The sequence below is a fragment of the Streptosporangium sp. NPDC001681 genome, assembly GCF_040298085.1.
GTDB lineage: Bacteria > Actinomycetota > Actinomycetes > Streptosporangiales > Streptosporangiaceae > Streptosporangium.
Window position 1 is genome coordinate 1 of the sequence record NZ_JBEOZN010000098.1, and the last position, 24,979, is coordinate 24,979.

Annotated in this window: 20 protein-coding genes; 8 read left to right on the forward strand and 12 right to left on the reverse strand. The window is 70.9% G+C overall.

Going from position 1 to position 24,979, the window contains the following annotated elements:
* Both ABT130_RS33735 and ABT130_RS33740 read right to left on the reverse strand, forming a co-directional pair.
* Positions 1 to 671, reverse strand: a 671-nt coding sequence (locus tag ABT130_RS33735) for a 5'-3' exonuclease (protein WP_502992233.1), incomplete at its 3' end; no start/stop codon positions are given.
* Positions 672 to 679: 8 nt separating this feature from the next.
* A complete protein-coding gene (locus ABT130_RS33740; RefSeq protein WP_350962391.1) occupies positions 680 to 1,897 on the reverse strand; it encodes a PP2C family protein-serine/threonine phosphatase in 1,218 nt (405 codons plus the stop codon).
* 225 nt (positions 1,898 to 2,122) lie between these two features.
* On the opposite strand from ABT130_RS33740, the gene ABT130_RS33745 reads away from it, so the two are divergent.
* Positions 2,123 to 3,238 carry a M24 family metallopeptidase gene (locus ABT130_RS33745; protein ID WP_350962393.1) on the forward strand — a complete coding sequence of 372 codons (1,116 nt, stop codon included), beginning with the start codon at positions 2,123 to 2,125 and terminating at the stop codon, positions 3,236 to 3,238.
* A gap of 191 nt (positions 3,239 to 3,429) precedes the next feature.
* Complete coding sequence (locus ABT130_RS33750; RefSeq protein ID WP_350962395.1) at positions 3,430 to 4,584, forward strand: acyl-CoA dehydrogenase family protein; 1,155 nt, start codon at positions 3,430 to 3,432, stop codon at positions 4,582 to 4,584.
* A gap of 264 nt (positions 4,585 to 4,848) precedes the next feature.
* On the opposite strand, the gene tnpB is transcribed toward ABT130_RS33750, so the two are convergent.
* The 3 genes from tnpB to ABT130_RS33765 form a co-directional block, all read right to left on the reverse strand.
* On the reverse strand, positions 4,849 to 6,216 hold the full coding sequence (gene tnpB, locus ABT130_RS33755; protein WP_350962398.1) for an IS607 family element RNA-guided endonuclease TnpB: 1,368 nt from the start codon (positions 6,214 to 6,216) through the stop codon (positions 4,849 to 4,851).
* Between the two features lie 344 nt (positions 6,217 to 6,560).
* On the reverse strand, positions 6,561 to 7,970 hold the full coding sequence (locus ABT130_RS33760; protein WP_350962401.1) for a dihydrolipoyl dehydrogenase family protein: 1,410 nt from the start codon (positions 7,968 to 7,970) through the stop codon (positions 6,561 to 6,563).
* Between the two features lie 290 nt (positions 7,971 to 8,260).
* Entirely contained in the window at positions 8,261 to 9,211 is a 951-nt protein-coding gene (locus ABT130_RS33765) for a pirin family protein (RefSeq protein WP_350919321.1), read from the reverse strand.
* 124 nt (positions 9,212 to 9,335) lie between these two features.
* Between ABT130_RS33765 and ABT130_RS33770 the strand changes: the two genes are divergently transcribed.
* Entirely contained in the window at positions 9,336 to 9,812 is a 477-nt protein-coding gene (locus tag ABT130_RS33770) for an Lrp/AsnC family transcriptional regulator (RefSeq protein WP_350919324.1), read from the forward strand.
* Between the two features lie 67 nt (positions 9,813 to 9,879).
* Entirely contained in the window at positions 9,880 to 10,836 is a 957-nt protein-coding gene (locus ABT130_RS33775; RefSeq protein WP_350962403.1) for a nucleoside hydrolase, read from the forward strand.
* A gap of 120 nt (positions 10,837 to 10,956) precedes the next feature.
* Here ABT130_RS33775 and ABT130_RS33780 read toward each other — a convergent pair whose 3' ends face one another.
* Positions 10,957 to 11,796: a dioxygenase family protein gene (locus tag ABT130_RS33780; RefSeq protein WP_350962406.1), complete on the reverse strand. Its 840-nt coding sequence runs from the start codon at positions 11,794 to 11,796 to the stop codon at positions 10,957 to 10,959.
* Positions 11,797 to 12,264: 468 nt separating this feature from the next.
* Here ABT130_RS33780 and ABT130_RS33785 point away from each other — a divergent pair, with 468 nt between their 5' ends.
* Complete coding sequence (locus tag ABT130_RS33785) at positions 12,265 to 12,525, forward strand: hypothetical protein (protein ID WP_350919333.1); 261 nt, start codon at positions 12,265 to 12,267, stop codon at positions 12,523 to 12,525.
* Between the two features lie 227 nt (positions 12,526 to 12,752).
* On the opposite strand, the gene ABT130_RS33790 is transcribed toward ABT130_RS33785, so the two are convergent.
* From ABT130_RS33790 to ABT130_RS33815, 6 genes are read right to left on the reverse strand one after another with little or no spacing between them, the layout of a single operon-like run.
* A complete protein-coding gene (locus tag ABT130_RS33790; RefSeq protein WP_350962409.1) occupies positions 12,753 to 13,724 on the reverse strand; it encodes an N-acetylglucosamine kinase in 972 nt (323 codons plus the stop codon).
* Complete coding sequence (locus tag ABT130_RS33795; RefSeq protein WP_350962411.1) at positions 13,721 to 14,980, reverse strand: 6-phospho-beta-glucosidase; 1,260 nt, start codon at positions 14,978 to 14,980, stop codon at positions 13,721 to 13,723. Before ABT130_RS33795 ends, ABT130_RS33790 begins: the two co-directional genes overlap by 4 nt.
* Positions 14,977 to 15,855, reverse strand: a complete 879-nt coding sequence (locus ABT130_RS33800) for a carbohydrate ABC transporter permease (RefSeq protein WP_350919341.1) — start codon at positions 15,853 to 15,855, stop codon at positions 14,977 to 14,979. Before ABT130_RS33800 ends, ABT130_RS33795 begins: the two co-directional genes overlap by 4 nt.
* A complete protein-coding gene (locus ABT130_RS33805) occupies positions 15,852 to 16,793 on the reverse strand; it encodes a carbohydrate ABC transporter permease (protein WP_350962414.1) in 942 nt (313 codons plus the stop codon). Before ABT130_RS33805 ends, ABT130_RS33800 begins: the two co-directional genes overlap by 4 nt.
* 6 nt (positions 16,794 to 16,799) lie before the next feature.
* Positions 16,800 to 18,143, reverse strand: a complete 1,344-nt coding sequence (locus tag ABT130_RS33810) for an extracellular solute-binding protein (protein WP_350962416.1) — start codon at positions 18,141 to 18,143, stop codon at positions 16,800 to 16,802.
* Positions 18,144 to 18,182: 39 nt separating this feature from the next.
* A complete protein-coding gene (locus ABT130_RS33815; RefSeq protein ID WP_350919350.1) occupies positions 18,183 to 19,379 on the reverse strand; it encodes an ROK family transcriptional regulator in 1,197 nt (398 codons plus the stop codon).
* 259 nt (positions 19,380 to 19,638) lie between these two features.
* On the opposite strand from ABT130_RS33815, the gene ABT130_RS33820 reads away from it, so the two are divergent.
* The 3 genes from ABT130_RS33820 (at position 19,639) to ABT130_RS33830 (ending at position 24,918) form a co-directional block, all read left to right on the forward strand.
* The gene (locus tag ABT130_RS33820; protein ID WP_502992234.1) at positions 19,639 to 21,900 is read left to right on the forward strand and encodes a HelD family protein; all 2,262 of its coding nucleotides are present in this window, start codon (positions 19,639 to 19,641) and stop codon (positions 21,898 to 21,900) included.
* 580 nt (positions 21,901 to 22,480) lie between these two features.
* Positions 22,481 to 24,166 carry an apolipoprotein N-acyltransferase gene (gene lnt / locus ABT130_RS33825; RefSeq protein ID WP_350962422.1) on the forward strand — a complete coding sequence of 562 codons (1,686 nt, stop codon included), beginning with the start codon at positions 22,481 to 22,483 and terminating at the stop codon, positions 24,164 to 24,166.
* Complete coding sequence (locus ABT130_RS33830) at positions 24,166 to 24,918, forward strand: polyprenol monophosphomannose synthase (protein WP_350962424.1); 753 nt, start codon at positions 24,166 to 24,168, stop codon at positions 24,916 to 24,918. The genes lnt and ABT130_RS33830 overlap by 1 nt, the downstream gene beginning before the upstream one ends.
* Positions 24,919 to 24,979 lie beyond the last annotated feature (61 nt).

Below are 24,979 nucleotides of genomic sequence, written 5' to 3' on the forward strand. Positions count from 1 at the left end.
GGATGCGCCTCCAGGGAGCCGAACCGGGTGATCAGAGCCGCCGCGGTCTTGTCGCCCACCCCCGGCACGCCCGGCAGGCCGTCACTGGGGTCGCCGCGCAGGGTGGCGAAGTCGGCGTAGGAGCGGCCGGGGATGCCGTACTTCTCGGCGACGGCGGCCTCGTCGACCAGCTGGAGGTTCTTGACCCCTCTGGCGGTGTAGAGAACGCGGACCGGCCGGGAGTCGTCGACCAGCTGGAACAGGTCGCGATCGCCGGTGACGACGTCGACCTGGCCGCTCGCCCGTGCGGTGAGCGTGCCCATCACGTCGTCGGCCTCGTAGCCGGGCACGCCGATGCGGGCGATGCCCACCGCGTCGAGCACCTGCTCGATCACCGGTACCTGCGGGGCGAGCGTGTCCGGAGTCTCCTCGGCACCGTCCTCGGCGACCCTGTGGGTCTTGTACGTGGGGATGGCCGCCACCCGGAAGGCGGGGCGCCAGTCGGCGTCCATGCAGGCCACGAGCTCGTGGGGAGAGTGCCGGCGGACCAGCATGGCGATCATGTCGATGACGCCGCGCACCGCGTTGACGGGCATGCCCTCGGGCGAGGTCATCGACTCGGGAATCCCGTAGAAGGCGCGGTAGTACAGCGACGGGGTGTCAAGAAGCATCAGGCCGGGCATGGCGACCATTTAACCAATCAGCCGAGCACCCCGATGGCCAGAACACAGGTGTCGTCCTCGGGATTGGGGCCGCCGATCACCTCGATGAGCTGATCGAGCCCGTCGTTCGGATCCCCCCTCAGCAGGGCCGCGGCCTCCATGGTCAGCGCCAGGCCCTCGTCGATGTCCCGGGTGCGCCGCTCCACCAGCCCGTCGGTGAAAAGCAGCAGCAGGTCGCCCTCCCGCAGCTCGACCCCGGCCAGCTCGTACGGCTCGTCCGGGGTGGCGCCCAGCAGCACCCCGGCGGGCGGGTCGAGCTGGGTGGCGGTCCCCTCGCGGACCAGGATCGGTGCCGGGTGCCCGGCCTGTCCCCAGGTGAACATCCTGGTGGCCGGGTCGAGGTGACCGACGATCGTGGTCGCCGTCGTCTCCGGCATCCGGTGCAGCACGAAGTCGTTGAGCCAGGCCAGCAGCCGGTCGGGGGAGTGGCCGGTCATCGCGAGGCCGACCAGGGCGTGCCGCAGCTGGACCATCTGGGAGATCGCGGGCATCCCGTGCCCGGCCACGTCGCCGATGGCCAGCAGCACCCTGTCGTCTGGCAGGGGAACGGCGTCGTACCAGTCGCCGCCGAGGCTGGGCTTGGCGTCCGCCGCCACATAGCGGACCGCGATGCGCGCGTGCGGCAGGTCGATGGTCTCTCCCAGGCCGGGCATTATCGCCTCGCGTAGCGCGAGGCTCATGTGGTGTTCCTGCTCGGCCTGCTCGCGGACCCGCAGCAGCTTGCTCCGCGACTCGGCCATGATGCGCTCGGCGCGACGTCGGCAGGTGATGTCCTGGACGACACCGTGCACGGCGGCGTGACCGCCGGTCACGACGGGGTCGAGCACGGCGCGAAGGTGGCGGAGCTCGCCGTGGCGGCGGATGCGGAACTCGACCTCGCCGGGCTCGGCCCGGTGCATGACGGACCACAGACGCAGGTCGAGGTCGGGACGATCGGTCGCCTCGACGTGGCCGGCCAGGTCGCGCAGGTGAATCGGGCCGTCGCCGGGATCTCGGCCGAATATGGTGTACACCTGATCGGACCAGGTGGACTCTCCGGTCTGAAGATTCCACTCGGTCCAGCCCATATCGCCCAGGCGTTCCGCGTGCGCCAGGCGGGTGTTGAGGAGTTGCCGCTCCACGTCCATGTGCTCGTCCGGGTCGTCTGACAACCGCTGCGCCATCTCAGCGGCGATCGACGGAGCCGAACCGGTCACCTGGTCGTTTCGTGGGGGGAGGGGGGGCTGGTGGCCGCCCACTACGCCGACCATGTAGCTCGCTCTCGGAATGTATGGCTTTGCGGACATTTTGCCAACAAAATGTGATCGTACTTCAACGGATTGTAGTGACGGGGCTGCCGTCGTACCTTCCTTTTCCTGAGTTTCGGTCCTGGGGCCGCTCCCGGATGCATCGCCGCTCCGTCCGGGATTAGATTGGTCGGTGTGACGACGGAGTCCTCTGATCTCTATCCCGTGACCCGCCTGGAGGCCGCCCGCGAGGCCGCCGCCACCGCCGGGCTCGACGCGCTGCTGCTCACGCCAGGCCCGGACCTGCGTTACGTGACCGGTTATGAGGCGCTGCCGCTGGAGCGGCTCACCTGCCTGGTGCTCCCGGTCGTGGGTGAGGCGTTCCTGATGGTGCCCCGCCTGGAGTTGCCCGCTGCCGAGCGCTCTCCGGCGTCCAGGCTCGGCGTGGAGTTCGTCCCCTGGGACGAGACCGACGACCCGTACGCGGTCGTCGGCGGGCGTTTGGGCACGGTTGGAAAGGTGGGCCTCGCCGACCGGATGTGGGCGATGCAGTCGCTGCGCCTGCGCGATGCGATCCCCGGAGCCGAGCAGGTGCTCGCCGGGACGGTCCTGCGCGGGCTGCGGATGCGCAAGAGCCCGGCCGAGGTGGCGGCGCTGCGCGAGGCGGGCGCCGCGATCGACGCCGTCCACGCCCAGGTGCCCGGCTTCCTGCGGGCCGGCAGGACCGAGCGGGAGATCGGCAGGGACATCGCCGAGGCGATCATCGCGGCCGGGCACTCCACCGTCGACTTCGTCATCGTCGGCTCCGGTCCCAACGGCGCCAGCCCGCACCACGAGCTGTCGGACCGGATCGTCAGGGAGCGCGAGCCGATCGTGGTCGACATCGGGGGTCAGATGCCCGGCGGCTACTGCTCGGACTCCACCCGCGTCTATGCCATCGGCGAGCCTCCGGCGGGCTTCCTGAAGTACTACGAGGTGCTCAGGCACGCCCAGCAGGCGGCCTGCGACGCCGTGCGTCCCGGGGTCCCGTGCGAGGCGATCGACGCCGCCGCGCGAGACGTGATCGCGGCCGAGGGGTACGGCGACTACTTCATCCACCGCACCGGCCACGGCATCGGCCTGGAGACCCACGAGGAGCCCTACATCGTCGCGGGCAACGCCGAGCCGCTGGCGCCCGGTTTCGCCTTCTCGATCGAGCCGGGCATCTACCTGCCCGGGGCACACGGCGCCCGCATCGAGGACATTCTCATCTGCACGGAGGAGGGCGGCGAGCGGGTCAACCACCGCACTCGCGAACTCGTGGTCGTCTGACGGGTACCTCAGCAGGCCCCTGTCCGGTCGCGCCCCGGGGTGGAGCCGCGGTCGTCCGGCGGGTGCCAGAATCGGGGTGGCCGGCGACCCCGGCCACCCACCTTCGTCGTCCGCGCCAGGACCTGGAGCACGCGGATGCGATCCCCTCCCCCCGAGCCCAGGGGCGGGGTCTCCACGTTGGAAGGATTCAGATGACCGTTGAGCGCGTTCTGCCGACCGGTGACGCCCATGACCTGCTGGACCTGGTCCGCGACCTGATCGGCAAGGAGGTCGCCCCCCGGGCCGCGGCCGACGAGTCCGCCGAGCGCTTCCCCCGGGAGGTGTTCACCACGCTGGGCCGCGCGGGACTGCTCGGCCTGCCCTACCCCGAGGAGCATGGCGGGGCGGCACAGCCGTACGAGGTCTACCTGCAGGTGATCGAGGAGCTGGCGGCCGGCTGGCTGGCGGTGGGGCTCGGCCTGTCGGTTCACACCCTGTCGTGTTTCCCGGTGGCCGCCTACGGCACCGCCGAGCAGCGCGCCGCGCTGCTTCCCCGGATGCTGGGCGGTGAGTGGCTGGGCGCCTACTGCCTGTCGGAGCCGCAGTCGGGGTCCGACGCCGCCGCGCTGGCGACCCGGGCGGTTCCCGGCGAGGACGGTTACACGGTCGACGGGGTCAAGGCCTGGATCACCCACGGCGGCGCCGCCGACTTCTACACGCTGATGGCCCGTACCTCGGCCGACGGCGCGCGCGGCATCTCCTGCTTCCATGTGCCCGCGGGGACGGAGGGGCTGTCGTTCGGCGCGCCCGAGCGGAAGATGGGCATGAGGTCGTCACCGACCGCCCAGGTCCGCTTCGACGGGGTGCGACTGGGGCCGGAGGCGCTGCTGGGCGCCGAGGGGGAGGGCTTCAGGATCGCCATGGCCGCACTGGACGGTGGCAGGCTCGGTATCGCCGCCTGTGCCGTCGGCGTGGCGCAGGCCGCCTTCGAGGCCGCCACCGCGTACGCCGCCGAGCGCCGCCAGTTCGGCTCGCGGATCATCGACTTCCAGGGCGTCGGCTTCATGCTCGCCGACATGGCCACCCAGATCGCCGCCGCCCGCGCCCTCTACCTGGACGTCGCCCGGCTGCGCGACGCGGGCCGGCCCTACGGCACGCGGGCGGCGATGGCGAAGCTCTTCGCCACCGACATGTGCATGAAGGTCACCACCGACGCGGTACAGGTCCTCGGCGGCTACGGCTACGTGGAGGACTTCCCGGTCGAGCGTTACATGCGGGAGGCCAAGGTCCTGCAGATCGTCGAGGGCACCAACCAGGTCCAGCGCCTCGTCATCTCCCGCGCCCTCGCCAGGAGCGACCGGGCGTGACGTCCCGACCGGCCGGGCGGTGAGCTCAGGCCCGGACGGAGGATCCCGGTCGTCACCCCGAGGCGCCGCCGGAGTTCTGGGGGCCGGTGTGGATGATGGCGGCCCACAGGTCCGGCCGGCCGGGGTATCGCTCGCGAAGGGCCAGGCTCGCGCCATGGACGGCGTCGGCGACGCCGGCGCCGGGCGGGACGCCGGGATCCAGCCGGGCGTAGACGTGGTCGGCCGCCTGCGCGGCGACATCGTCCCTGATCCGTTCGCTGATTCTCAGTGTTTGTCGGTGAGAACCAGCGAGCCGCCGCGTTGCCGCAGCGGCGTTCCCCGTGGCCGGGGTTCCCGTTTCACCGGTGCGTGCCCGGCACGGGTGCCGGGTCTGACCGCTCCTCGGCGGGCGTTTTGCGTCTCCCCGCGACTCTGGGCGACGTCGGCCGCGAGGGCGGCCAGGTTACGGGCGGCGTTCAGATCCCGATCCAGGACCAGACCACACCCGGTGCACTCAAAGGTGCGTTCGGACAGGGCGAGCTTGGCTTTCACTGCGCCGCAACCCGAACACGTCTTACTGGACGGATACCAGCGATCGGCCACCACCAACTGGCCACCGCTCCAGCCGGTCTTGTAGGCGAGCTGCCGTCTCACCTCACCCATCCCCACGTCAGCCACCGCGCGGGACAGGCGCCGGTTGGCGAGCATCCCCGACACGTTGAGGTTCTCGACCACGACCGTGCCATAGGTGGCCGCCAACCTGCTGGTGAGCTGATGCAGGCCGTCGCGTCGCTGCCGGGCGACGCGGGCATGTGCCTTACCCAGCGCGGCCTTGGTCTTGCGCCAGCGAGCCGACGGCTCACAGCGGCCTCCGTCGGGGATGCGTGGCCCGGCTCGGCGGGCCAGTTGCTTGTTCAGCCGCCGCAACCGCCGCAACGCCGAGCGGTGGTGCTTGGGGTTGTCGACGACCCTGCCGGTGGACAGCACGGCAAGAGCCTTGACCCCCAGATCCACCCCCACCACCGTCCCCGGCCGGGCCGGGGTGTGCTCGGCACGGTCGATCTCGCAGGTGAACGATACGAACCACCGGCCCCCCTCCAACCGGACCGCCGCCGACAGAATCCGGCCCGTACCGCGCTCCAGATGACGGGCGAGCTTACGGGTGGACTCACACGTGCGGATCGTGCCCAGCCGCGGCAACGTGACGTGCCGGCGATCAGGTTCGACGCGGATGGTGCCAGTGGTGAACCGGCAGGCCGGGGCGGTGCGGTGCTTGGACTTGAAGCGGGGGAAGCCGACCTTCTTTCCTTGGCGCTTGCCGGCGCGGGAGTCGGCCCAGTTCCTCAACGCCCGGGCCAGGGCCTCCAGGCCGCTGTTGTAGGCCTCCTTGGAGTTCTCGCCCCACCAGGGCGCGACGCTGTCCTTAGCCGCATTCCACAGTTTGCGCAACGCGTACAGTGACCAGGGCACCTCGGTCAGCAACTCGGCGGACACCCCGTAGCTCTTCTCCGCCTCCCGCTGTGACAGTGCCGCCTTGACCCGGTGCAGCGCCCAGTTGAATGCGAACCGCGCCGCCCCACCATGCGAAAACAACCAGGCCGCCTGCGCGGAAGCGGGGGCGAGGGCATAGCGGTAGGCCTGATGAATCCGCACCACCCCACTCCCACCCTTCACTCACCGCAATCGATTGATGACGGTTAGCTTATCCTCAGGGGATGATCGACAGCTCCTCGATACCAGGAAGGCCGCCATCGGCACGGGACCGAACCCCGACACTGCGCACCGTCTCCTCCCACACCTCAGCTCACCGGACAGAGAAGGCCAAAGGAGTTTCAATGGCTGCCCCCGGCGGAGCCGGGGTGGCGCGTCGTCTACTGGGACGGGGCGCACCGCGTTTGGGTCTGCCACGAGGTGGACGCCCCTCCCCGGGGTGCTCTGCGGGTCGACGAGATCACCGGGGACACCCCGCCCGAGCCGGAGCCTCCGGCACAACCCCGCTAGAGCCCGTACGTCTCCAGCAGCCGCAGCCAGATCTCGCTGACCGTGGGGAAGGACGGCACCGCGTGCCAGAGCCGGTCGAGGGGCACCTCGGCGGTGACGGCGATCGTCGCGGCGTGCAGCAGATCGCCCACGGCCGGGCCGACGAAGGTCACTCCCAGCAGGACGCGGCGCCGCTCGTCCACCACCGCCTTGGCCATGCCGCGGTAGCCGTCGCCCTGCAGGTAGGCTCCCGACACCCTGCCCAGGTCGTACTCGACCACGCGGACGTCGAACCCCTCGGTGCGGGCCTGTGCCTCGGTCCGGCCGACCGCGCACACCTGCGGGTCGGTGAAGATGACCTGCGGCGCGCCGTAGCCGTCCGCCACGTCGCGCATTCCCGGCAGGTCGTCGGGCTCGCCCTTGACCCGTGCCGCGATGACGTCGCCGCACAGCCGTGCCTGGTACTTGCCCATATGGGTGAGCAGGGCGCGGCCGTTGACGTCGCCCACCGCGTACAGCCAGCCGCCGGGGACGTCGGTCGCGCGCATGCTGTCGTCGACCTCCACCGAGCGCCCGGCCTCCAGGCCGACACTCTCCAGGCCCAGGTCGCCGGTGGCGGGGCGCCTGCCGGTGGCCACCAGCAGCTCGTCCGCCTCGACGGGCGGGCCCTCGGACAGGTGGAGCGTGACCGGGCCCCCCGGCCTGGGCCGCTCGACCTTCGTCACCTGGACGCCCTCGCGCACCGTGATGCCCGCCCCGGTGAACGAGGCGGCCACCAGTTCCCCGGCGAACGGTTCCATCCTGCCGAGCAGTCCGCCGCGTGCCAGCACCGTCGTCTCTCTCGCCCCGAGTCCGTGCATGGCCTGGGCCATCTCGCAGGCCACCACGCCGCCGCCCAGCACGGCCAGCCGCTTGGGGACGCTTCTGGCCGCCGTCACCTCATGGCTGGTCCACGGCATGGCCTCGGCCAGGCCGGGGATCGGCGGGACGACCGCACCGCTGCCGGTGGCCAGCACGACCGCGTGCCTGACGGTCAGCGTGCGGACCGAGCCGTCCTGCGCGGTCACCGCGACCCGCCTCGGGCCGTCCAGCCGCCCGTGGCCGCGGACGAACTCCGCGGGCACGCTCCTGATCCACTCGACCTGGCCGCTGTCGTCCAGGTGGGACACCGCCTCGTCGCGCCGGGCGAGCACGGCGGCGGTGTCGATCGGGCCCAGCGTCAGGCCCGGTACCCGGGCGACCTCGGCGGCCAGCTCCACCGGGCGCAGCAGTGCCTTGCTGGGGATGCACGCCCAGTACGCGCACTCGCCGCCGGCCAGGTGCCTCTCGACGATCGCGGCGGTCAGCCCTCCCCTGACCGCGCGGTCGGCGACGTTCTCGCCCGCCGGGCCCGCGCCCACAACCACCACGTCGAACTCGTCAGACACGACTTACCTCCCAGGCAGAACCGGTCATGGACCCGCACCGCTCCCGTGGCGCGGGTCGTATCAGCTTCGCATCCTCCGGTCCGGGCCGGAGCCACGTGTGTGGCTCCGGCGAGGCGCGGGGCCTCGCCGTCTCGCCGCCTTGTCGTCGATCGCCGCGGCTCCCTCCTCCGTGTCGGGAGGCGCGGCCTGACCGGTGGTCCCCGCCACGGCAAGAGCCGCGGGCCAGGGGGGGCGCGGCACAGGGCCTGGTGAGGGGCGGGACCGTCCCGCGCGGGGTCGGGGCCGGTCCGCTAGCGGCGGCGTCCGCGAGCCTTCAGGGTGGTCAGGGGAAGCTCGGGAGCGGGCAGCGGGGCGGCGCCGCCGGGCACCGTGCCGAACTCCTCGCCCTCCATCCACTCCTGCCGGAACCTGGCGATCTCCTCGTGGCTGCGGCCGACGAAGTTCCACCACATGACGATCCGCTCCTCGAACGGCTCGCCGCCGATGAGCAGCAGCCGACCGGCATCCTCGGCCCCTATGGCCAGCGCCGAACGCCCGCTGCCCAGGTAGAGCAGCGGCCCGGGGGACAGGTCCGTCTCGTCGACCCGCACGGTGCCGGACAGGGCCAGCGCGGCGTACTCGAAGCCGGGACGGAGCGGGACGGAGATCGCCGCGCCGGCCTCCAGCCTCACCTCGGCCCCGACCAGCGGGGTGTAGATCGTCGCCGGTGACGTGACGCCGCCCAGCTCGCCCATGATGACGGTCACCCTGGCGCCCGGCAGGGTCAGCTCGGGCAGCACCGGGTGGTGCTCGAAGGCCGGAGCCGTCTCGCGGGCGGCGGAGGGGAGCGCCACCCACAGCTGGACCCCGTGCAGGGCGGCCTCGGCGGCCGACTCCTCGGAGTGGGAGATGGCACGTCCCGCGGTCATCAGGTTGAGCCGGCCCGGTCTGATCAGTTGCTCGCTACCGACGCTGTCGCGGTGCAGGATCTCGCCCTCCACGAGCCAGCTGACGGTCTGCAGCCCGGTGTGCGGGTGCGGGGGGACGCTCATCGTCGTCTTCTCCGGGCCGTAGTGGTCGACGAAGCACCAGGCGCCGACCATTCTGATGTCCCGGTTCGGCAGGGTTCTGGTGACCTTCATCGCCCGCGGGCCGCCCAGCACCACGTCTCGGCCGGCCAGCACTTCGGTCACCGGCTCCGCCACCACGTCCGCGAGGCCACCGCACGCCGACTCCCGCGGATCCGTTTCCAGGTTGCTCATTTCGCGACTGTACGTTCTGATCCGGCCGCCGCGGGAACCGGGTCGCGAGATTGCCCGTGGGTTGGGACCGTGCCGTGACGTCCGGGCGATGCGTGTGCTCTCCGGTGCCGTTACCGTTTACCGGATGGAGGAGATCGACCGCTGTATCGTCACGTTGCTGGCCAGGGATGGCCGGATGAGCTTCACCGATCTCGCCAGGGAGACCGGGTTGTCGGTGTCGGCGGTGCACCAGCGGGTGCGCAGGCTGGAGAAGCGCGGGGTGCTGCGGGGTTACGCGGCGCTGGTCGACTACGACGCCATCGGGCTGCCGCTCACCGCGTTCGTGTCCATCAAGCCGATCGATCCGGCCGCCGCCGACGACGCCCCGGAACGGCTGGCCCACCTGAGCGCCGTCGAGGCGTGCCACAGCGTGGCCGGGGACGAGAGCTACATCCTCAAGGTCCGGGTGGCCTCGCCGATCGCGCTCGAGGAACTGCTGAACCAGATCCGCACCGCCGCCAACGTCTCCACCCGCACCACGGTCGTGCTCAGCACGCCGTACGAGCACCGTCCCCCGGAGCCGGCCGGTACGGAGGCAGGTAAGCCCGACGAGCGCGCCTGAGCCCCGTGGGCGCAGGTTACTAAGTACCGATTTGCCGGGCATGGGGTAGTTAATCCAAGCTGAACGGGTGTCTGCTAGGAAGATCATTATTGACTGTGACCCGGGGATCGACGACGCCCTGGCGCTCGCCCTCGCTCACGGGAGCCCCGACCTGAAGGTCCTGGGGATCACCACGGTCGGCGGCAACGTCGACCTGGCCAGGACCACGGACAACGCGCTGCGGCTCCGCGAGTTCCTGGGGTTCGGCGATGTACCGGTCACCGCGGGCAGCGCGGGCGCCCTGCTGCGCGCCCGGGTGGACGCGGCCGACGTGCACGGCGGCTCCGGTCTCGGGGACGCGCTGCTGCCTCCGGCGACGCTCCCGCCGGCCGCCGGGCACGCCGTCGACTTCATCGTCGAGACGCTCAGGGCCGACCCGGGCGAGGTGACCCTGGTCGCCATCGGCCCGCTGACCAACGTGGCGCTCGCGGTGCTCAGGGAACCGAGGATCGTCGACTGGGCGCGGGGGCTCACCATCCTCGGCGGGTCGTACACCTGGGGCAACTTCTCCCCGGCGGCCGAGTTCAACATCGCCGCCGACCCGGAGGCCGCCGCGATCGTCTTCGGCGCGGGCTGGACGGTGACCATGATCGGCCTTAACGTGAGCCGTGCCGCCATGACCACGGAGGCGGTGGCGGCCCGAATGGCGGCCATGGGCAGGCTCGGCACCGACCTGCTCATCCCGTGCGTGCGGTTCTACGGCATGATCACCGCCGACGACGGGCCCGCGATTCACGACGCCTGCGCGGTCGCCCACCTGATCGACCCGTCGCTGATCACCCTGGAACCCGCGGTCGTCGACGTCGAGACGGCGGGCCGCTTCACCTCGGGAATGACCGTGACCGATTTCAACCTCCGGGGCCGCGCCCCCAACGCCCTGGTCGGCACCTCGCTTGACGTCGGCCGCTTCTGGGACCTTCTGCTGGCCGTCTACGCGCGGGTCGCGGAGTCGATCGAACGCCGGGAGAAGCGCGTCGGACTTTGACCGGGAGACCTCGGGCGGGATGCCCGGTCCGGGGAGAGGCCGGACCGGGCTCCCGGGCCACGGCGACACGGCGTCCACGAGCGGAGGTGGGGGCGCCGGTCACGTCGGCCGGTCGGTGCGTCAGACGCGCTGCCACAGGGCCGGTACGTTCGGCGGCTCCCATCCGGCGTAGGCCGTGTGTCCCTGAAGGCAGCGGTAGGTCACGCCGCCGTAGGTGACCTGGTCGCCGGCCTTGTAGTTCGTTCCGGCCTGCCACGTCCCGCCCGGCGGGGGGCTCGTGGTCGGCGTCGGGCTGGGCGACGGGGTGCCGACGATGTTGAGCACGAAGTCGAACGTCGCCTCCCTGCCGGAGCCGACCGTGCGCACGGTCATGACCAGTGACGGGTCGAAGATCGTGTCGGTGCTGTTGCGCGGTTCGTTCGGGAAGTAGAGCTGGGTGGTGAGCACCGGCCGGTTCGGGGCCTGGACCTTGACATGGATGTGCCGGGTGCGTCCGGGATACAGGCCCGGAACGATCGTGGTCAGCTTGAACGCGCCCTGGGCGTCGCTGAACTGGTGCCCGCGGAAGCCGAATCCGCTGTTGTCGTAGGCGCCATTGGTGTCCGCCTGCCAGAAGTCCAGAAGCGCGTTGGCGATCGGCTGGCACGAGCGGCCGAACACGTAGCCGCTGACGGTCAGCGGGACGCCCGGTGTGCCGGGCCCGACCAGTGAGGTGCGCCGTGGCGAGTTGGGCTTGAAATAGGGGCCCTCGGTCTGGGCGATCGTCGGGTCGTCGCCGTCGTCGCAGAAGGGGGTGGGGTCGAGCAGCCCGTCCGTCCGCTGCGCGTCGCGGGCCAGCACGGGAGCCTGGCCGACCAGCAGCGGGATCGGGGCGATGAGAGCGGCCTTCAGCAGGGTCTTGCGGCTGATGCCCCCGCTCTCGCTGCCGGTATTCTGGTGGTGGGTGTTCTCGGCGTCCACAATGGCCTCCTTGGCCTCCGGGGGGACGTGCCTGGACGCGACCTGTCGAACGCGTGCGGCGCCGGGGCGGCCGGTCGAAACCGGCACCGTGCGACACCGCCGCGGGGAACCGGCGGGACCTGGCAGCCTGGACGTGCACAAGGCTGACAATGGACGTGAGGCCGCAATACCCTCCATGTTTCTATAACTTTGCCATATGGCTACCGTGGTAATAATCATGCAGGTGGGGGCCACCCGAATAAGGCTTTCGCCACGTCATACCAAATATTTATGACACGAATGGGATGACATGACCGGCGAAATTCCAATGAGGTGATTCATCTCGCGGATATCTCCGTTTCACCGCATGGGAACGGGGCACCTCCGCGACGGCCGGGTCCTCCGCGTGAAGCCCGGGTGGCGACGGTTGTCTACAGCGTTCGACGCTGGGCAGGTACTTCCTGTGGACACTGGCGAAAGGAGCCGGCTGTGCCTGACAACGATGTACTGATCATCCGATTCCACCCGGTGGGGGGTGAGGACGTCTCCGTGACGAGCGGGGATTTCGACGGGGAGTCCGAGGCGGTGGAGGCGATCTCCCGTGCTCTGGACGAGCGGCGCAGCCTGGTGCTGACCCAGGTGAGATACGGCTTCGAGACCGAGATGATCGGCATGGTCGTCAACCTGGCCAACGTGGTGTCGGTGCGGGTGTCGAAGACGGACGGAGCCGAAGCCGGCCAGTACCTGTAACGGCTGGTCAGGGGAGAGGCGACCGCACCGCACGCGGGGACGACGGGCTCCCCGGTCACCTTCTCCCGGACGGCCCGGAGCGGAGACGCCCGGGACCGCACCGTGCGCGGGGAGCACCGCCTCCGCAGAGCCGGTACCCGGCGGCCCTCTCACCGAACTCCGCACCTGGATGCGACGCCGGGGAGAGGACCGATCTCCGGGAGGGGGACGGGTGAGCCGGGCGCGTCTCAGGTCAGGGCGTGGAAGTGGGCCCGCAGGCGGGCCCTGGCCTCCTCGGTGGCGCCGAGGGCGTCCAGCCCCAGGAGGGCGGCCCCCATGATGGGGGCGACGTCGGCGACGATCGGCTTGGCCTGCGGGGCCCGCTCGGCGAAGCCCCGCTCGAGCAGTTCGCTCATCAGCGGGTCGCGGGCGGTGAGCACGCCGCCGCCCAGGACCACCTCCATCGGCACGGCGAGCAGGTCCAGGCGGCGCAGCGCGACCACCGCGAGCACGACGACCTCCTCGGCCATCCGCGCCACCAGCGAGCGGGCCACCCCGTCACCCCGGGCGGCGACGGCCATCAGCACCGGTACCAGCTCGTTCAGCCTGCCGTAGGGCAGCTCGCCGAAGTGGATGGCCAGGGACACCTCCTCGACGGTGCGGGTGCCGAAGTGCTCGCGGATCGCGGAGGTCAGCGCGCTGGCGGGCCCCCGGCCGTCCTCGGCGCGTACGGCGTGCCAGAGCGCCTCCTCGCCGAGGCCGAGACCACCGCCCCAGTCGCCGGTGAGCCGCCCCAGGGCCGGGTATCTCGCCACCTCCCCCGAGGGGGAGACCGCCACCGCGTTGATGCCCGCGCCGCACACCACGGCCACGCCCGCGGGGCCCGAGGCCCCGGCGCGCAGCAGCGCGAAGGTGTCGTTGCCGACGGTCACCTCCGTGCCGTACCCCCGCAGGAGGATCTCCGCGCGGAGCGCGTCCTCCTCCACCGGCAGGTCCGCGCCCGCCACGTAGGCGGCCACGTGGTCGGCGTACGGTGTCCTCGCCCCCTCGCCGAGCGCGGAGCGCACGGCGTCGCCGATCACGTCGATCGCGGCCCCCACCCCCGTGGTCTGCGGCTGGAAGGCGCCGCCGCGCCCGGTGGCGATGACCGAGCCGTCCTCGCCGACCAGCGCGACGTCGGTCTTGCTGTTGCCGCCGTCGACGGCCAGCACCGTCCTCACGCGTTCGCCCAGGACAGGTGCCCGCGGTTGGCCTCGATCAGGCGCCGGGCCAGCTCTTTCGAGAGTGCGGCCTGCCCGATCAGCGGGTGGGCCAGCAGCGCGTCGGCGACACGGTCCTCGCCGCCGTGCAGCGCGGCCGCGAGCGCCAGCGTCTCGTACGCCGTGACGTGGGCGATGAGCCCGGCGAAGAGCGGCTCCACCGGGTCCACCGGCAGCGCGGTCGCGCCCGCCGCGGTGATCGTGGCCGGGACCTCGATGACCGCCTCGTCGGGCAGGAACGGCAGCGTGCCGTCGTTGCGCAGGTTGACCACCTGGGTGTCGCCGCGGTTGCCGACCAGCGAGGCGATCAACGCCACCGCGGCCTCCGAGTAGAAGGCCCCGCCGCGCTTCTCCAGGAGTTCCGGCTTGGTGTCCACGGCCGGGTCGGTGTACATCTCCAGCAGCGCCGTCTCCATCGCCGAGACCTCGGCCGCGCGCGACGGCTTGGTCCGCTGCTCGGCCACCACCAGGTCGTGCTCGTAGAAGTAGCGCAGGTAGTAGGAGGGGACCACGCCCAGGTGCCGGATCAGCGCGGCGCTCAGGCCGACGTCCTCGGCGATCTCCGCACCGTGGCTCTCCAGCAGCCGCGGCAGCACGTCGACTCCGTCCAGGTGGACGGCCCGCTCCCAGGTGAGGTGGTTCAGGCCGACGTGGCCCAGGGAGATCCGCTCGGGGGCGACGCCCAGGTTCGCGGCGAAGCGGCGCTGGAAGCCGATGGCCACGTTGCACAGGCCGATGGCCCGGTGCCCGGCCTCCAGCAGCGCCCTGGTGACGATGCCGACAGGGTTGGTGAAGTCGACGATCCAGGCGTCGGGCGCGTGCTTTGCCACCTTCTCGGCGATGTCCAGCACCACCGGTACCGTGCGCAGCGCCTTGGCCAGCCCGCCCGCCCCGGTCGTCTCCTGGCCGACGCAGCCGCACTCCAGGGGCAGGGTCTCGTCCACGTCCCGCGCGGCCTGGCCGCCGACGCGCAGTTGCAGCAGGACCGCCCCCGCCCCGGCGACGCCCTCCTCGACGGAGGTGGTGGCGACGACCGTGGCCGGATGCCCGGCCCGCGCCAGCATCCGGCGCGCCATGCCGGACACCGGTTCCAGCCGGCGGACGTCCGGGTCGACCAGCGCGATCTCGGTCAGTGGAAGCTCGTCGCGTAGCCGCGCGAACCCGTCGATCAGCTCCGGCGTGTACGTCGAGCCGCCCCCGACAACGGCGAGTTTCACCCTTTTACTCCTGTCAGCGTGACGCCCTCGATGAAGACCCTCTGGGCGAAGAAGAACACGATGATCACCGGGGCCATGACGAGCAGGGTCGCCGCCATGGTGAGGTTCCACTGCACGCTGTGCAGTGCCCGGAAGGACGCCAGCCCGAGGGAGAGCGTCCAGTTTTCCTCGTTTATCTGGGCATAGAGCAACGGACCGTAGTAATCGTTCCAGCAGTAGAAGAACTGGAACAGACCCACCGCCGCTATCGCCGGACGCGCCATCGGCAGGATCACCCTGATCAGGGTCTGGAAGTCCGAGCACCCGTCCACGCGGGCGGCCTCGGTGTACTCCCTGGGGATCGTGACCAGGAACTGCCGGAGCAGGAAGATCGAGAAGGCGTCCCCGAACAGCATCGGCAGGATCAGCGGCCACAGCGTGCCGGTGAGGTCCAGGCGCGCCCAGATGAGGTAGACGGGGACCGCGACGACCTGTGGCGGCAGCATCATCATCGTGATGACCGCGAGGAAGGCGAGTCTGCGCCCGCGGAAGCGGAAGCGGGCCATCGCGTAGGCCACCGGGATCGACGACAGCAGCATGAACACGGTGCCGAGCCCGGCGTACAGGAACGTGTTGCCCAGCCAGGCCAGCAGCCGCGACCTGGTGAACACCTCGGCGAAGTTGCCCCAGTTCCAGGTGTCCGGCCACAGGTCGCCGGTGAGCGTCTGGTCGGTGCTCATGAGCGCGGTCAGCGCCACGAACACCAGCGGAGCGACGAACATCAGCGACAGCGCCACGGCGATGGCGTGGGTGGCGATCCAGTACAGGACCCTGCGGGTACGCGGGCCGCGCGCGGGGGAACCCGGCGCCGCGCGCTTCATGGTCAGGGTGGTCACCGGTCTCCTCCCTGGTCGAACGCGCGGAACCGGCGGAGCAGGACGAGGGTGAAGAGCGTGGAGACCGCGAACAGCAGCAGGGCCAGCACGCAGGCGTAGCCCATGCTGAAGTCGCGGAAGCCCACGTGGAACAGCCACTGGGCCAGCGTCAGCGTCGACAGCTCGGGGTAGCCGGGGACGAAGGAACTGCCGGGGGAGTCGGTGACCCCGGCGGCGACCCGGGAGGCGATCATCGCCTGGGTGAAGTACTGCAGGGCGTAGATGACGCCGGTGACCGCCGAGAACATCAGCACCGGCGAGATCGTCGGCAGCGTGATGCTCCTGAACTGCCGCCACCCGCCGGCCCCGTCGATCGCGGCGGCCTCGTACAGATGCTTGGGCACGTCGAGCAGGGCCGCGAGGAAGATCATCATGGTGTTGCCGATACCCCACATGGCCAGCAGGGTCAGGCCGGGTTTGGCCCAGTTCGGGTCGCCGAACCAGTCGGGCGCGGTGATCCCGAAGAGTTCGATGAACTGGTTGAAGGGACCCGAGGGGTTCAGCAGGAACACGAAGGAGACGGTCCCGGCCACCACCGGGACCAGCGAGGGCAGGTAGAAGAGGGTCCGGAAGAAACCGGCCCCCGCCTTGAGGCGGGTGAGCAGTTGCGCCACGCCCAGCCCGAAGATCACCTGGGCGGGGACCATGAAGACCGTGAACCAGAGCGTGTTCCTGATGGAGACCCAGGCCCGGTCGTCCACCAGGAAGTAGCGGTAGTTGTCCAGGCCGACGAACTCCAGGGTGAACAGGTCGTAGCGGTGGAAGGAGAAGTAGACGGTCGCCGCGAGGGGGTAGGCGAAGAACACCGCGAACCCCACCAGCCAGGGCGATATCCAAAGGAGGGCCACCAGGCCCTCACGGCGCCGCCACCTGGGCGGCGCCGCGTGGACGATGCTCATCGAGGCTCAGCCCCCGGAGAGCTTCAGCTTGTCGTCGAGACGCTTGTCGACCTTGGCCAGTTCGGCGTCGAGGTCGGTGATCGTCCCCTTCTCCCACCGGCCGAGGAACTCCTGCACCGTGTCCTGGTTGAAGGCGCTGTTGACGTTCGCCGGGACCGTGCTCGTCTTCGGGTGGGCGAAGATGTCGAGGAAGGTCTGGAAGTTCGCGTCCTTGTCCAGGTCGGGCGACTCCAGTGAGGCCTTGGTGGTCGGCACGTTGCGCAACGCGTTGGAGAGCGTGACCAGTGCCGAGGTGTCGGTGGTCAGATACTTGACCAGTTCCCAGGCCGCCTGCGGGTTCTTGGCGCCCTTGGGCACGCCGATCACGGTGCCCGCGGTGAAGCCGCTGCCGTACAGGTCGGGCTTGGTGTCGGAGACCGGGAGCGGTGCGGTGCCGTAGTCGAGGCCCTTGGCCTCACTGGCGATCATGGCGTTACGCCACTCGCCGTCCAGGACCATGGCGACCTTGCCCTTGTAGAACGGGTGGGCGGCCGACCACTCCTGGCCCAGGCTCTTGCGGAACTTCTCCAGCTTGTCGTAGCCGTACCAGTCGACGAGCTCCTTCTGCCAGCGCAGCAGTTCCTTCCACGCCGGGTCGGAGCCGACCGCCGAGGTGCCGTCCGGCTTGTACCAGGTGGCGCCGACCATCGGGGCGAGGTGCGAGGCGGAGTTCTCGTAGTACGAGAAGCTCGGGATGAACCCGGCGACCTTGATGTTGCCCTCCGCGTCGCGGACGGTGAGCTTCTTGGTCAGCTCGGTCAGCTCCGAGAGTGTCTTCGGCGGCGCGGAGCCCTTCATCAGGGCCTTGTTGTAGTAGAGCCCGTACGCGTCGGCGAGCAGGGGCATCACGCACCGCCTGCCCTCGTACTCGGTGTAGGAGCGCGAGACCTCGGGCAGCACGGACAGGTCGATGCCATCCTGCTTGATCACCGGGGTGAGATCCTGGAACGTTCCGCTGCGGCACCACTGGGCCACGTTGTCCGTGGTGAAGGAGGAGGCGACGTCAGGGGCCTTCCCACCGCGCACCGCCTGGGTGATCTGCTCGTCCTGGACGCCCTTGACCAGTTTGACGGTTATCTGGGGAAATTTCGTACGGAATCCGGCTATGGCGTCTTCGAACGCCTTGACCTCGCCGGGCGCGGAGAATCCGTGCCACAGTTCGATGGCCGAGGCCGGCAGGGTGGCGGAGGCCGAGCCTGAGGGCTTGGGGCGCGAACCGAGCGTGGGTGCGCCCTCCGTGCCCGCGGTGCAGGCGGTCAGAGCGGCGGCCGTCAGGGTGGCGAGGGCGAGGGTGAGAAAGCGTCGGTGCACGACGGCTGCCTCCTGGGGGGTGGGGGGTACACGGGAGGGTCAAGAAGGGACTGTGGAGCCGAAGACCTCGTCGCGTACGGTCGCGAGGGCCAGATCCAGCGCGCCGGCGAGGACGGGATTGCCCTCGACGGTTGACAGCAGCAGCGGTGGTCGGGGGATGGTCAGCGCGTGGAGTTCGTGCTCGACGAGCTCGCGCAGGGTGTCGCCGCCCGCGAGCAGGGTCCCGCCGGTCAGCACGATGATCTCGGGGTCGATGACCGAGGTGATCGAGGCCAGCCCGACCGCCAGCCGGGAGGCGATGTCGCGCAGCCCGGCACGGGCGTCGTCGGCGCGCCTGCCGGTGGAGGCGGCGGCCCGCACCGCGTTCAGCACCGCCTGCGCGGGGGCGCCGCCGCGCACGCCGTACGACCGGAGGATCTTGAGCACCGCGGGGCCGCCGGTCAGTGCCTGGTAGCCGTGGTTGGCGTAGCGGCCGGTCTCCCTGGCGGTCGGCGCGCCGGGGGTGGGCATGTAGCCGATCTCGCCGGCGCCGCCGGTGGCGCCCCGGTGCAGCCGGCCGCCGAGGACCAGCGCCGCGCCCAGGCCCTCGTCGGCCCAGAGCAGCACGAAGTCCCGGTGGCCCCGGCCCACGCCGTGCGCCTGCTCGGCCTGGGCGACGAGGTTGACGTTGTTCTCTATCGCGACCGGTATGCCCAGGCCGTCGCCGAGGGCGCGGACCAGGTCGGGGATGTGCCAGCCGGGCATGTCCCTGCTGGTGGCGTAGGCCAGCCTGCCGGTGCCCGGGTCGATCGTGCCCTGCACGCCGATGACCGCGCACCGCGGCGTCGCCGGGGCGCCCGCGCCCTCCAGCGCGGCGGCGACCCGCTCCACCGCGTCGCCGCCGGAGCGGCCGGGAGTGGGCAGGTGGTACTCGCCGACCACGGCGCCGGTGATGTCGGCGACCCTGACGTCGATGCCCGCGCGCGTGACGTCCATCGCGGCGGCGTACGCGGCGGCCGGGTTGAGCCGGTAGACCTCGGCGGTGCGGCCGGGCAGTCCCTCGCGGATGCCGTTGAGCACGACCAGGCCCGCCTCCTGCAGGCGGATGAGGAGCTGCGAGGCGGTGGGCTTGGACAGGCCGGTGAGGGCGCCGATCTCCGGGCGGGTCAGCGGGCCGCGCTCCAGCAGCGCCTGCAGGGCGGCGCGGTCGTTGATCGCGCGCAGCAGGCTGGGGGTGCCCGGCGTCGGCTGTTTCACTGGCCCTCCGCGTGCGTCCTCGCATTCACCGGCGAAGCGAAGTTAGGAAACTTTCCTAACTTCGAGTGAATGTAAGGAACCCGGCGGATCCTCGTCAAGCGGGCAGGAGCCGTCGCAATAAAGCTGTGATGGCGCAGGGGCGGGTAAACTTCTCAACGGACCTGCTAGGGTGATGGTTTGTCATAACAACTAGCGCAATGGTCCGGAGTATCCCATTACTAGCAACGATAATGGAGCGACGGCAACCCGTCAAATCGAGCTGACCAAGGAGCAGGAGTACGTCTCCGGTCTCTACGCGAGGCTCGATCTGCTGCGCGAGCGCACCCAGCGGCAGCTGGACGGCGTCCTCGCGCAGGGAGGGAGCGGGGGCACGCACCAGAACCGCTCTGAGCGCGACACCTTCGCCGGGATGTACGCCGAGCGTCTGGGCCGTCTGTGGGCCGTCGAGAACGGCCTGTGCTTCGGCCGGCTCGACAACGCCGACGACACCTCCCTCTACATAGGCCGCATCGGCATGGCCGACGACGATCAGCGCCGATTGCTGATCGACTGGCGCGCCCCGGTCGCCCAGCCCTTCTACGGCGCCACCCCGGCGGCCTCGATGGGCGTCATCCGCCGTCGCCACCTGCAGACCAAGGGCCGCAGGGTGATCGGGATCGACGATGATCTCCTGGATCTCGACAACCTCACGGACGAGGACGTGGCCACCCTCAACGGGGAGGCCGCCCTGCTCGCCTCCCTGGCCGCGCGGCGCACCGGGCGGATGCGCGACATCGTGGCCACCATCCAGTCGGAGCAGGACCGCATCATCCGCTCGGACCTGGGCGGGGTACTGGTCGTGCAGGGCGGTCCCGGGACCGGCAAGACCGTGGTCGCGCTGCACCGCGCGGCCTACCTGCTCTACACCCACAGGGAGAAGCTGGCTCGCAGGGGGGTGCTCATACTCGGGCCGAACCTGACATTCCTGCGCTACATCGAGCAGGTACTGCCCTCCCTGGGGGAGACCGACGTGCTGTTGTCGACGGTCTCCGAGCTGTACCCGGGGGTCGTTCCCGGGCGCAAGGAGTCCCCGGAGGTGGCCGGGCTCAAGGGCGACTCCCGGATGGCCCAGGTCATCGCACGGGCCGTGCGCGAGCGGCAGCGGGTGCCGCGCAAGCCGATCGAGATCCGCCTCGACCGCTACACCCTGCGGCTGGAGGGCAACGTCCTGGAGGCGGCACGCAACAGGGCGGCCCGCTCCAGGCGGGCGCACAACGAGGCCCGCGCACTCTTCGTCCGCCACCTGCTCAACGCGCTCGCCCGCCAGGCGGCCAGGCAGCTGGGCAAGGGGATGATCGACGACGACGAGCTGGCCGACATCCGTGAGGAGCTCCGTACCGAGCGGCCCGTCAAGGCGGCCCTGAACCGGCTGTGGCCCTACGTCACGCCACAGCAGCTCCTGATCGGGCTGTTCACCTCCCGGGAGCGCCTCGACCACGCCGCCGCCGAGTTCGGCGAGGCCGAGCGGGAGCTGATGCTGCGCGAGCCGCCCCGCAAGGGGGAGAGCTGGTGGGCCGAGTCCGACGTGCCGCTGCTGGACGAGGCCGCCGAACTGCTCGGCGACATCGACCCCGCGGTGCTGCGGGCCGGGGCCTGGATGGCCGAGGAGGAGCAGGCGGCGCAGCGTGCCGCCGCGCTCGACGAGCGGCAGCACCAGCTCGCCTACGCCAAGGAGGTCCTGGAGCTGACCGGGCTCTCCGACATCATGGACGCCGAGAAGTTCGCCGCCCGCCACCTCGGCGACGACGTCTTCCTGACCACCGCCGAGCGCGCCGCGGCCGACCGCAGCTGGGCCTTCGGCCACGTCATCGTGGACGAGGCGCAGGAGCTGTCGCCGATGGACTGGCGGATGCTGATGCGACGCTGCCCGACGCGGTCGATGACGATCGTCGGCGACCTGGCCCAGACCGGATCCTCGGCCGGGGCGCGCTCCTGGGGCCGGGTCCTCGACCCCTACGTGGCCGGGCGCTGGCGCGAGGAGACCCTCAGCGTCAACTACCGCACCCCGGCGGAGCTGATGACGGTGGCCGCCGACGTGCTCACCCTGGTCGATCCGGCGCTGAAGGCCCCGGCCTCGGTCAGGGAGACCGGGGCGCGCCCGTGGGCGGCCTCACCGACGGCCTCGCTCGGCGACGTGGTCAAGGCCGAGATCGTGGAGGGTGGGCGACTTGTCGTGATCGTCCCTGAGTCGCGCGCGCGGGAGCTCGGAGAGGTGGTGGTCCGCTCCGTCGACGGCGCGGTCGCCGGTCCGGGGGCCGCCGCCCTGGACGCCCAGGTGGCGGTGCTGACCGTCGCCGAGGCCAAGGGGCTGGAGTTCGACGCGGTCATCGTGGTCGAACCGGAGTCGATCCTGGGCGAGTCCCCGCGCGGGGCCAGCGACCTTTACGTGGCGTTGACCCGCGCGACCCAGCGGCTTGGCGTCGTGCACGACGGCCCGCTTCCCGATGCCCTCGCTCGACTTGAGAGACATCGGATCACATGAGACCATTGACGGCTCTCGTCGATCATGTCCCAGCTGCGAAAACTTGATGTTTCCGCTGTTAGTGACACGGTTGACATCTGCGCTGGGCTCGGTAGTTTGCTGCCCAGTCCAGCACGGGACTGGCCGGTCGGCCGCCTTTCGACATCGCCGTTTCCTGCGCCCGTGACGGGGGTGACCCCGTCCGTTCAGCCAGACGCAGGACCGGCAGTCCGTCGAGGCGGGGCACTCCTTCCGGGCGGGGGGTTGGACCCAGGAGGGGTCCGGGCACCCAGTAGACAACGGCAATCCGCGCTCGCCGCCGACGGGACGGAACCGGTCCGAAGGGTTGCCCGGGCTCTCTTCCCGCTCCCGTGCGAGCGCCGCAAGCGTCGGGGCGGTCCGGGGTGTCGAAGGACACCCCGGACCGCCCCGTTGCCGGTTATGGAGGCCCTCCGGGTGGTTTGCTGGTTTCAGGGCGATCTGGTGGGCTTGCGAGGAATATGTCGTGGAACTTTTTGGGGGCGTGCCCGCTGGGCGGTAGCGTTCGGGCTAGGAGGACCGGGCGTCACCGGCCCGTACGACATGGCAAGGAGCCCCGCCCGTGGTGCAGGAGAAGACGGCCGCCCCGGTGCCGGAGGCGTCCGATACGGACGACCCGTCAGGTGAGGTGACCTCGCCTCCCCCGTCCCGTCTGGAACTGCCCGCCCGTGTCGCGGGTGTGGTGGCCGGTGGCCTGCTGATCTTCCTCGCCTTCCCGCCGCTCGGGCTCTGGTTCCTCGCGCCGCTCGGCATGGCCTCGGCGGTCCTGGCGGTGCACGGCACCCGCCCGCGCCGTGGCGCCTGGCTGGGCCTGCTGGCCGGGCTCGCCCTGCTGCTGCCCGGCCTGTACTGGGTGAGCCCGATCGGCATCGATGCCTGGCTGGGGCTGGTCGCCATGGAGAGCGCCTTCTACGGCGCCTGGGGTGCGGGCACCGCCCTGGTGGCCAGATTGCGTCTGTGGCCGCTGTGGAGCGCCGCGCTCTGGGTGGCGGCCGAGTGGGCCAGGGGCGAGTTCCCCTTCGGCGGGTTCCCCTGGGCGCGGGTGGCCTTCAGCCAGGGTGAGTCGATCTTCACCCCGTACGCGGCACTCGGCGGGGCGCCGCTGGTGAGCTTCGCGGTGGCCCTGTGCGGTGGCCTGCTCGCGCTGGCGGTGTCGCGATCGTTCCCGGCTTCGCCCGCGCTCCGGGCACCGCACACGTCTTCGGCCCCGGAAGGGGCCCGGGGCCCGCGCTGGGGGCGGGCCGTCGCGTGGCCGCTCGCCGGGGCGCTGGCCGTGCCGGCCGGGGCGCTGGCCGTCCCCCGGTACGGCGACGAGGGCAGAAACGTGACCATCGGCGTCATCCAGGGCAACGTCCCCGGCCGGGGCATGCACCCGCTGGGCGACGAGCCGGCCGTGGTCCTCGGCAACCACACCCGGATGCTCCACCAGATGGCGCGGGACGTCAGGGAGGGCAGGACTCCCCGCCCCGACCTGGTCGTGCTGCCGGAGAACTCCACGGACATCGACCCGCTGCGCAGCGAGTTCGCCAGGAGCGAGATCGACGCGGCGGTCAAGGACATCGGGGTGCCCGTCCTGGTCGGCGCGGTGGTCGGGATCGGGGAGAACAACCGGGCGACCCGCAGCCTGGTCTGGGACCCGGTCACCGGGCCCGGCGCCCACTACGACAAGCAGCAACTGGTCCCCTTCGGGGAGTACACCCCGCTCAAGGACCTCGTGCTGGCCCTGTTCGAACGCGCGTCCCTGGTCGGCAAGCAGTCGGTGGCGGGCACCCGTGACGGCGACCTCAGACTGGGGCCGGTGACCATCGGCGCGATCAACTGCTACGAGGTGGCCTTCGACGGCATCGTGGGCGACACCGCCAGGACGGGCGCCTCGCCGCTGGTGGTGCAGACCAACAACGCCACCTACGCGCTGACCAATCTGCCGCCGCAGCAACTCGCCATGTCCCAGTTGCGGGCCGTGGAGCACAATCGGGCAGTGATCACTTCCGCAATTACGGGTATATCGGCATATGTGACTCCGAGCGGTTCGATCGCCTGGCGCACCGGGGAACTGGTGCCCGCCATGAACGTCCTGACAGTCCCGGTCAGGACCGCGCAAACCATCGCCACACGCGTGGGCGCGCTGCCCGAATGGGCCTTGATACTTGTGGGTGCGGGCGCGCTGGCCGTCGCCTGGCGGCGCCGGACGCCTAGCGTGGGGCACCCCGTGATCCGAAAAGACGATCAGCAGGTGGGAGACGCGTGATGGAGCGGATGCTTGGTCGGGTGCTCGTCATCGTCCCGACGTACAACGAGCGGGAGAACCTGCCGATGATCACCCGGCGGCTGCGCGAGGCCGTGCCCGAGGCGCACCTCCTGGTCGTCGACGACGACAGCCCCGACGGCACGGGGGCGGTCGCCGACAAGCTGGTGGCCGACGACGACCACGTCCACGTGCTGCACCGGCCGGGAGGCAAGCAGGGCCTGGGCGCGGCCTACATCGCGGGTTTCCGCTGGGGCCTGGGGGAGGGCTTCGGTGTCCTCGTGGAGATGGACGCCGACGGCTCCCACCGGCCAGAGGAACTGCCCAAGCTGCTGGACAGGCTGGCCGACGGGGCCGACCTGGCGATCGGCTCCCGGTGGGTGCCCGGCGGCAAGGTCGTCAACTGGCCGGCCTCGCGGGAGTTCCTGTCGCGCGGCGCCAACGTCTACACCCGGTTCATGCTCGGCCTTCCGGTCCGCGACGCCACCGCGGGGTTCCGTGCCTACCGTGCCGCCACCCTGGAGAAAATCGGCCTGGAGGACGTCGAGTCACAGGGCTACTGCTTCCAGGTGGATCTGACCCTGCGCACGGTCCGCAACGGGCTGCGCGTCACCGAGGTGCCGATCACCTTCGTGGATCGCACCATCGGGACCAGCAAGATGGGCCGTGGCGTCGTGGTCGAGGCCTTCTGGCGGGTCGCCGCCTGGGGTGTCATGGGCCTGCCCGCGCGTCTGCGCCGCCGCCGTGGTCGCTGATCCCCGGGGTACGGCGAGAGCGTGGTTCTGAGTCTCCGCCGAAGATGCGTCCACGCTGAGC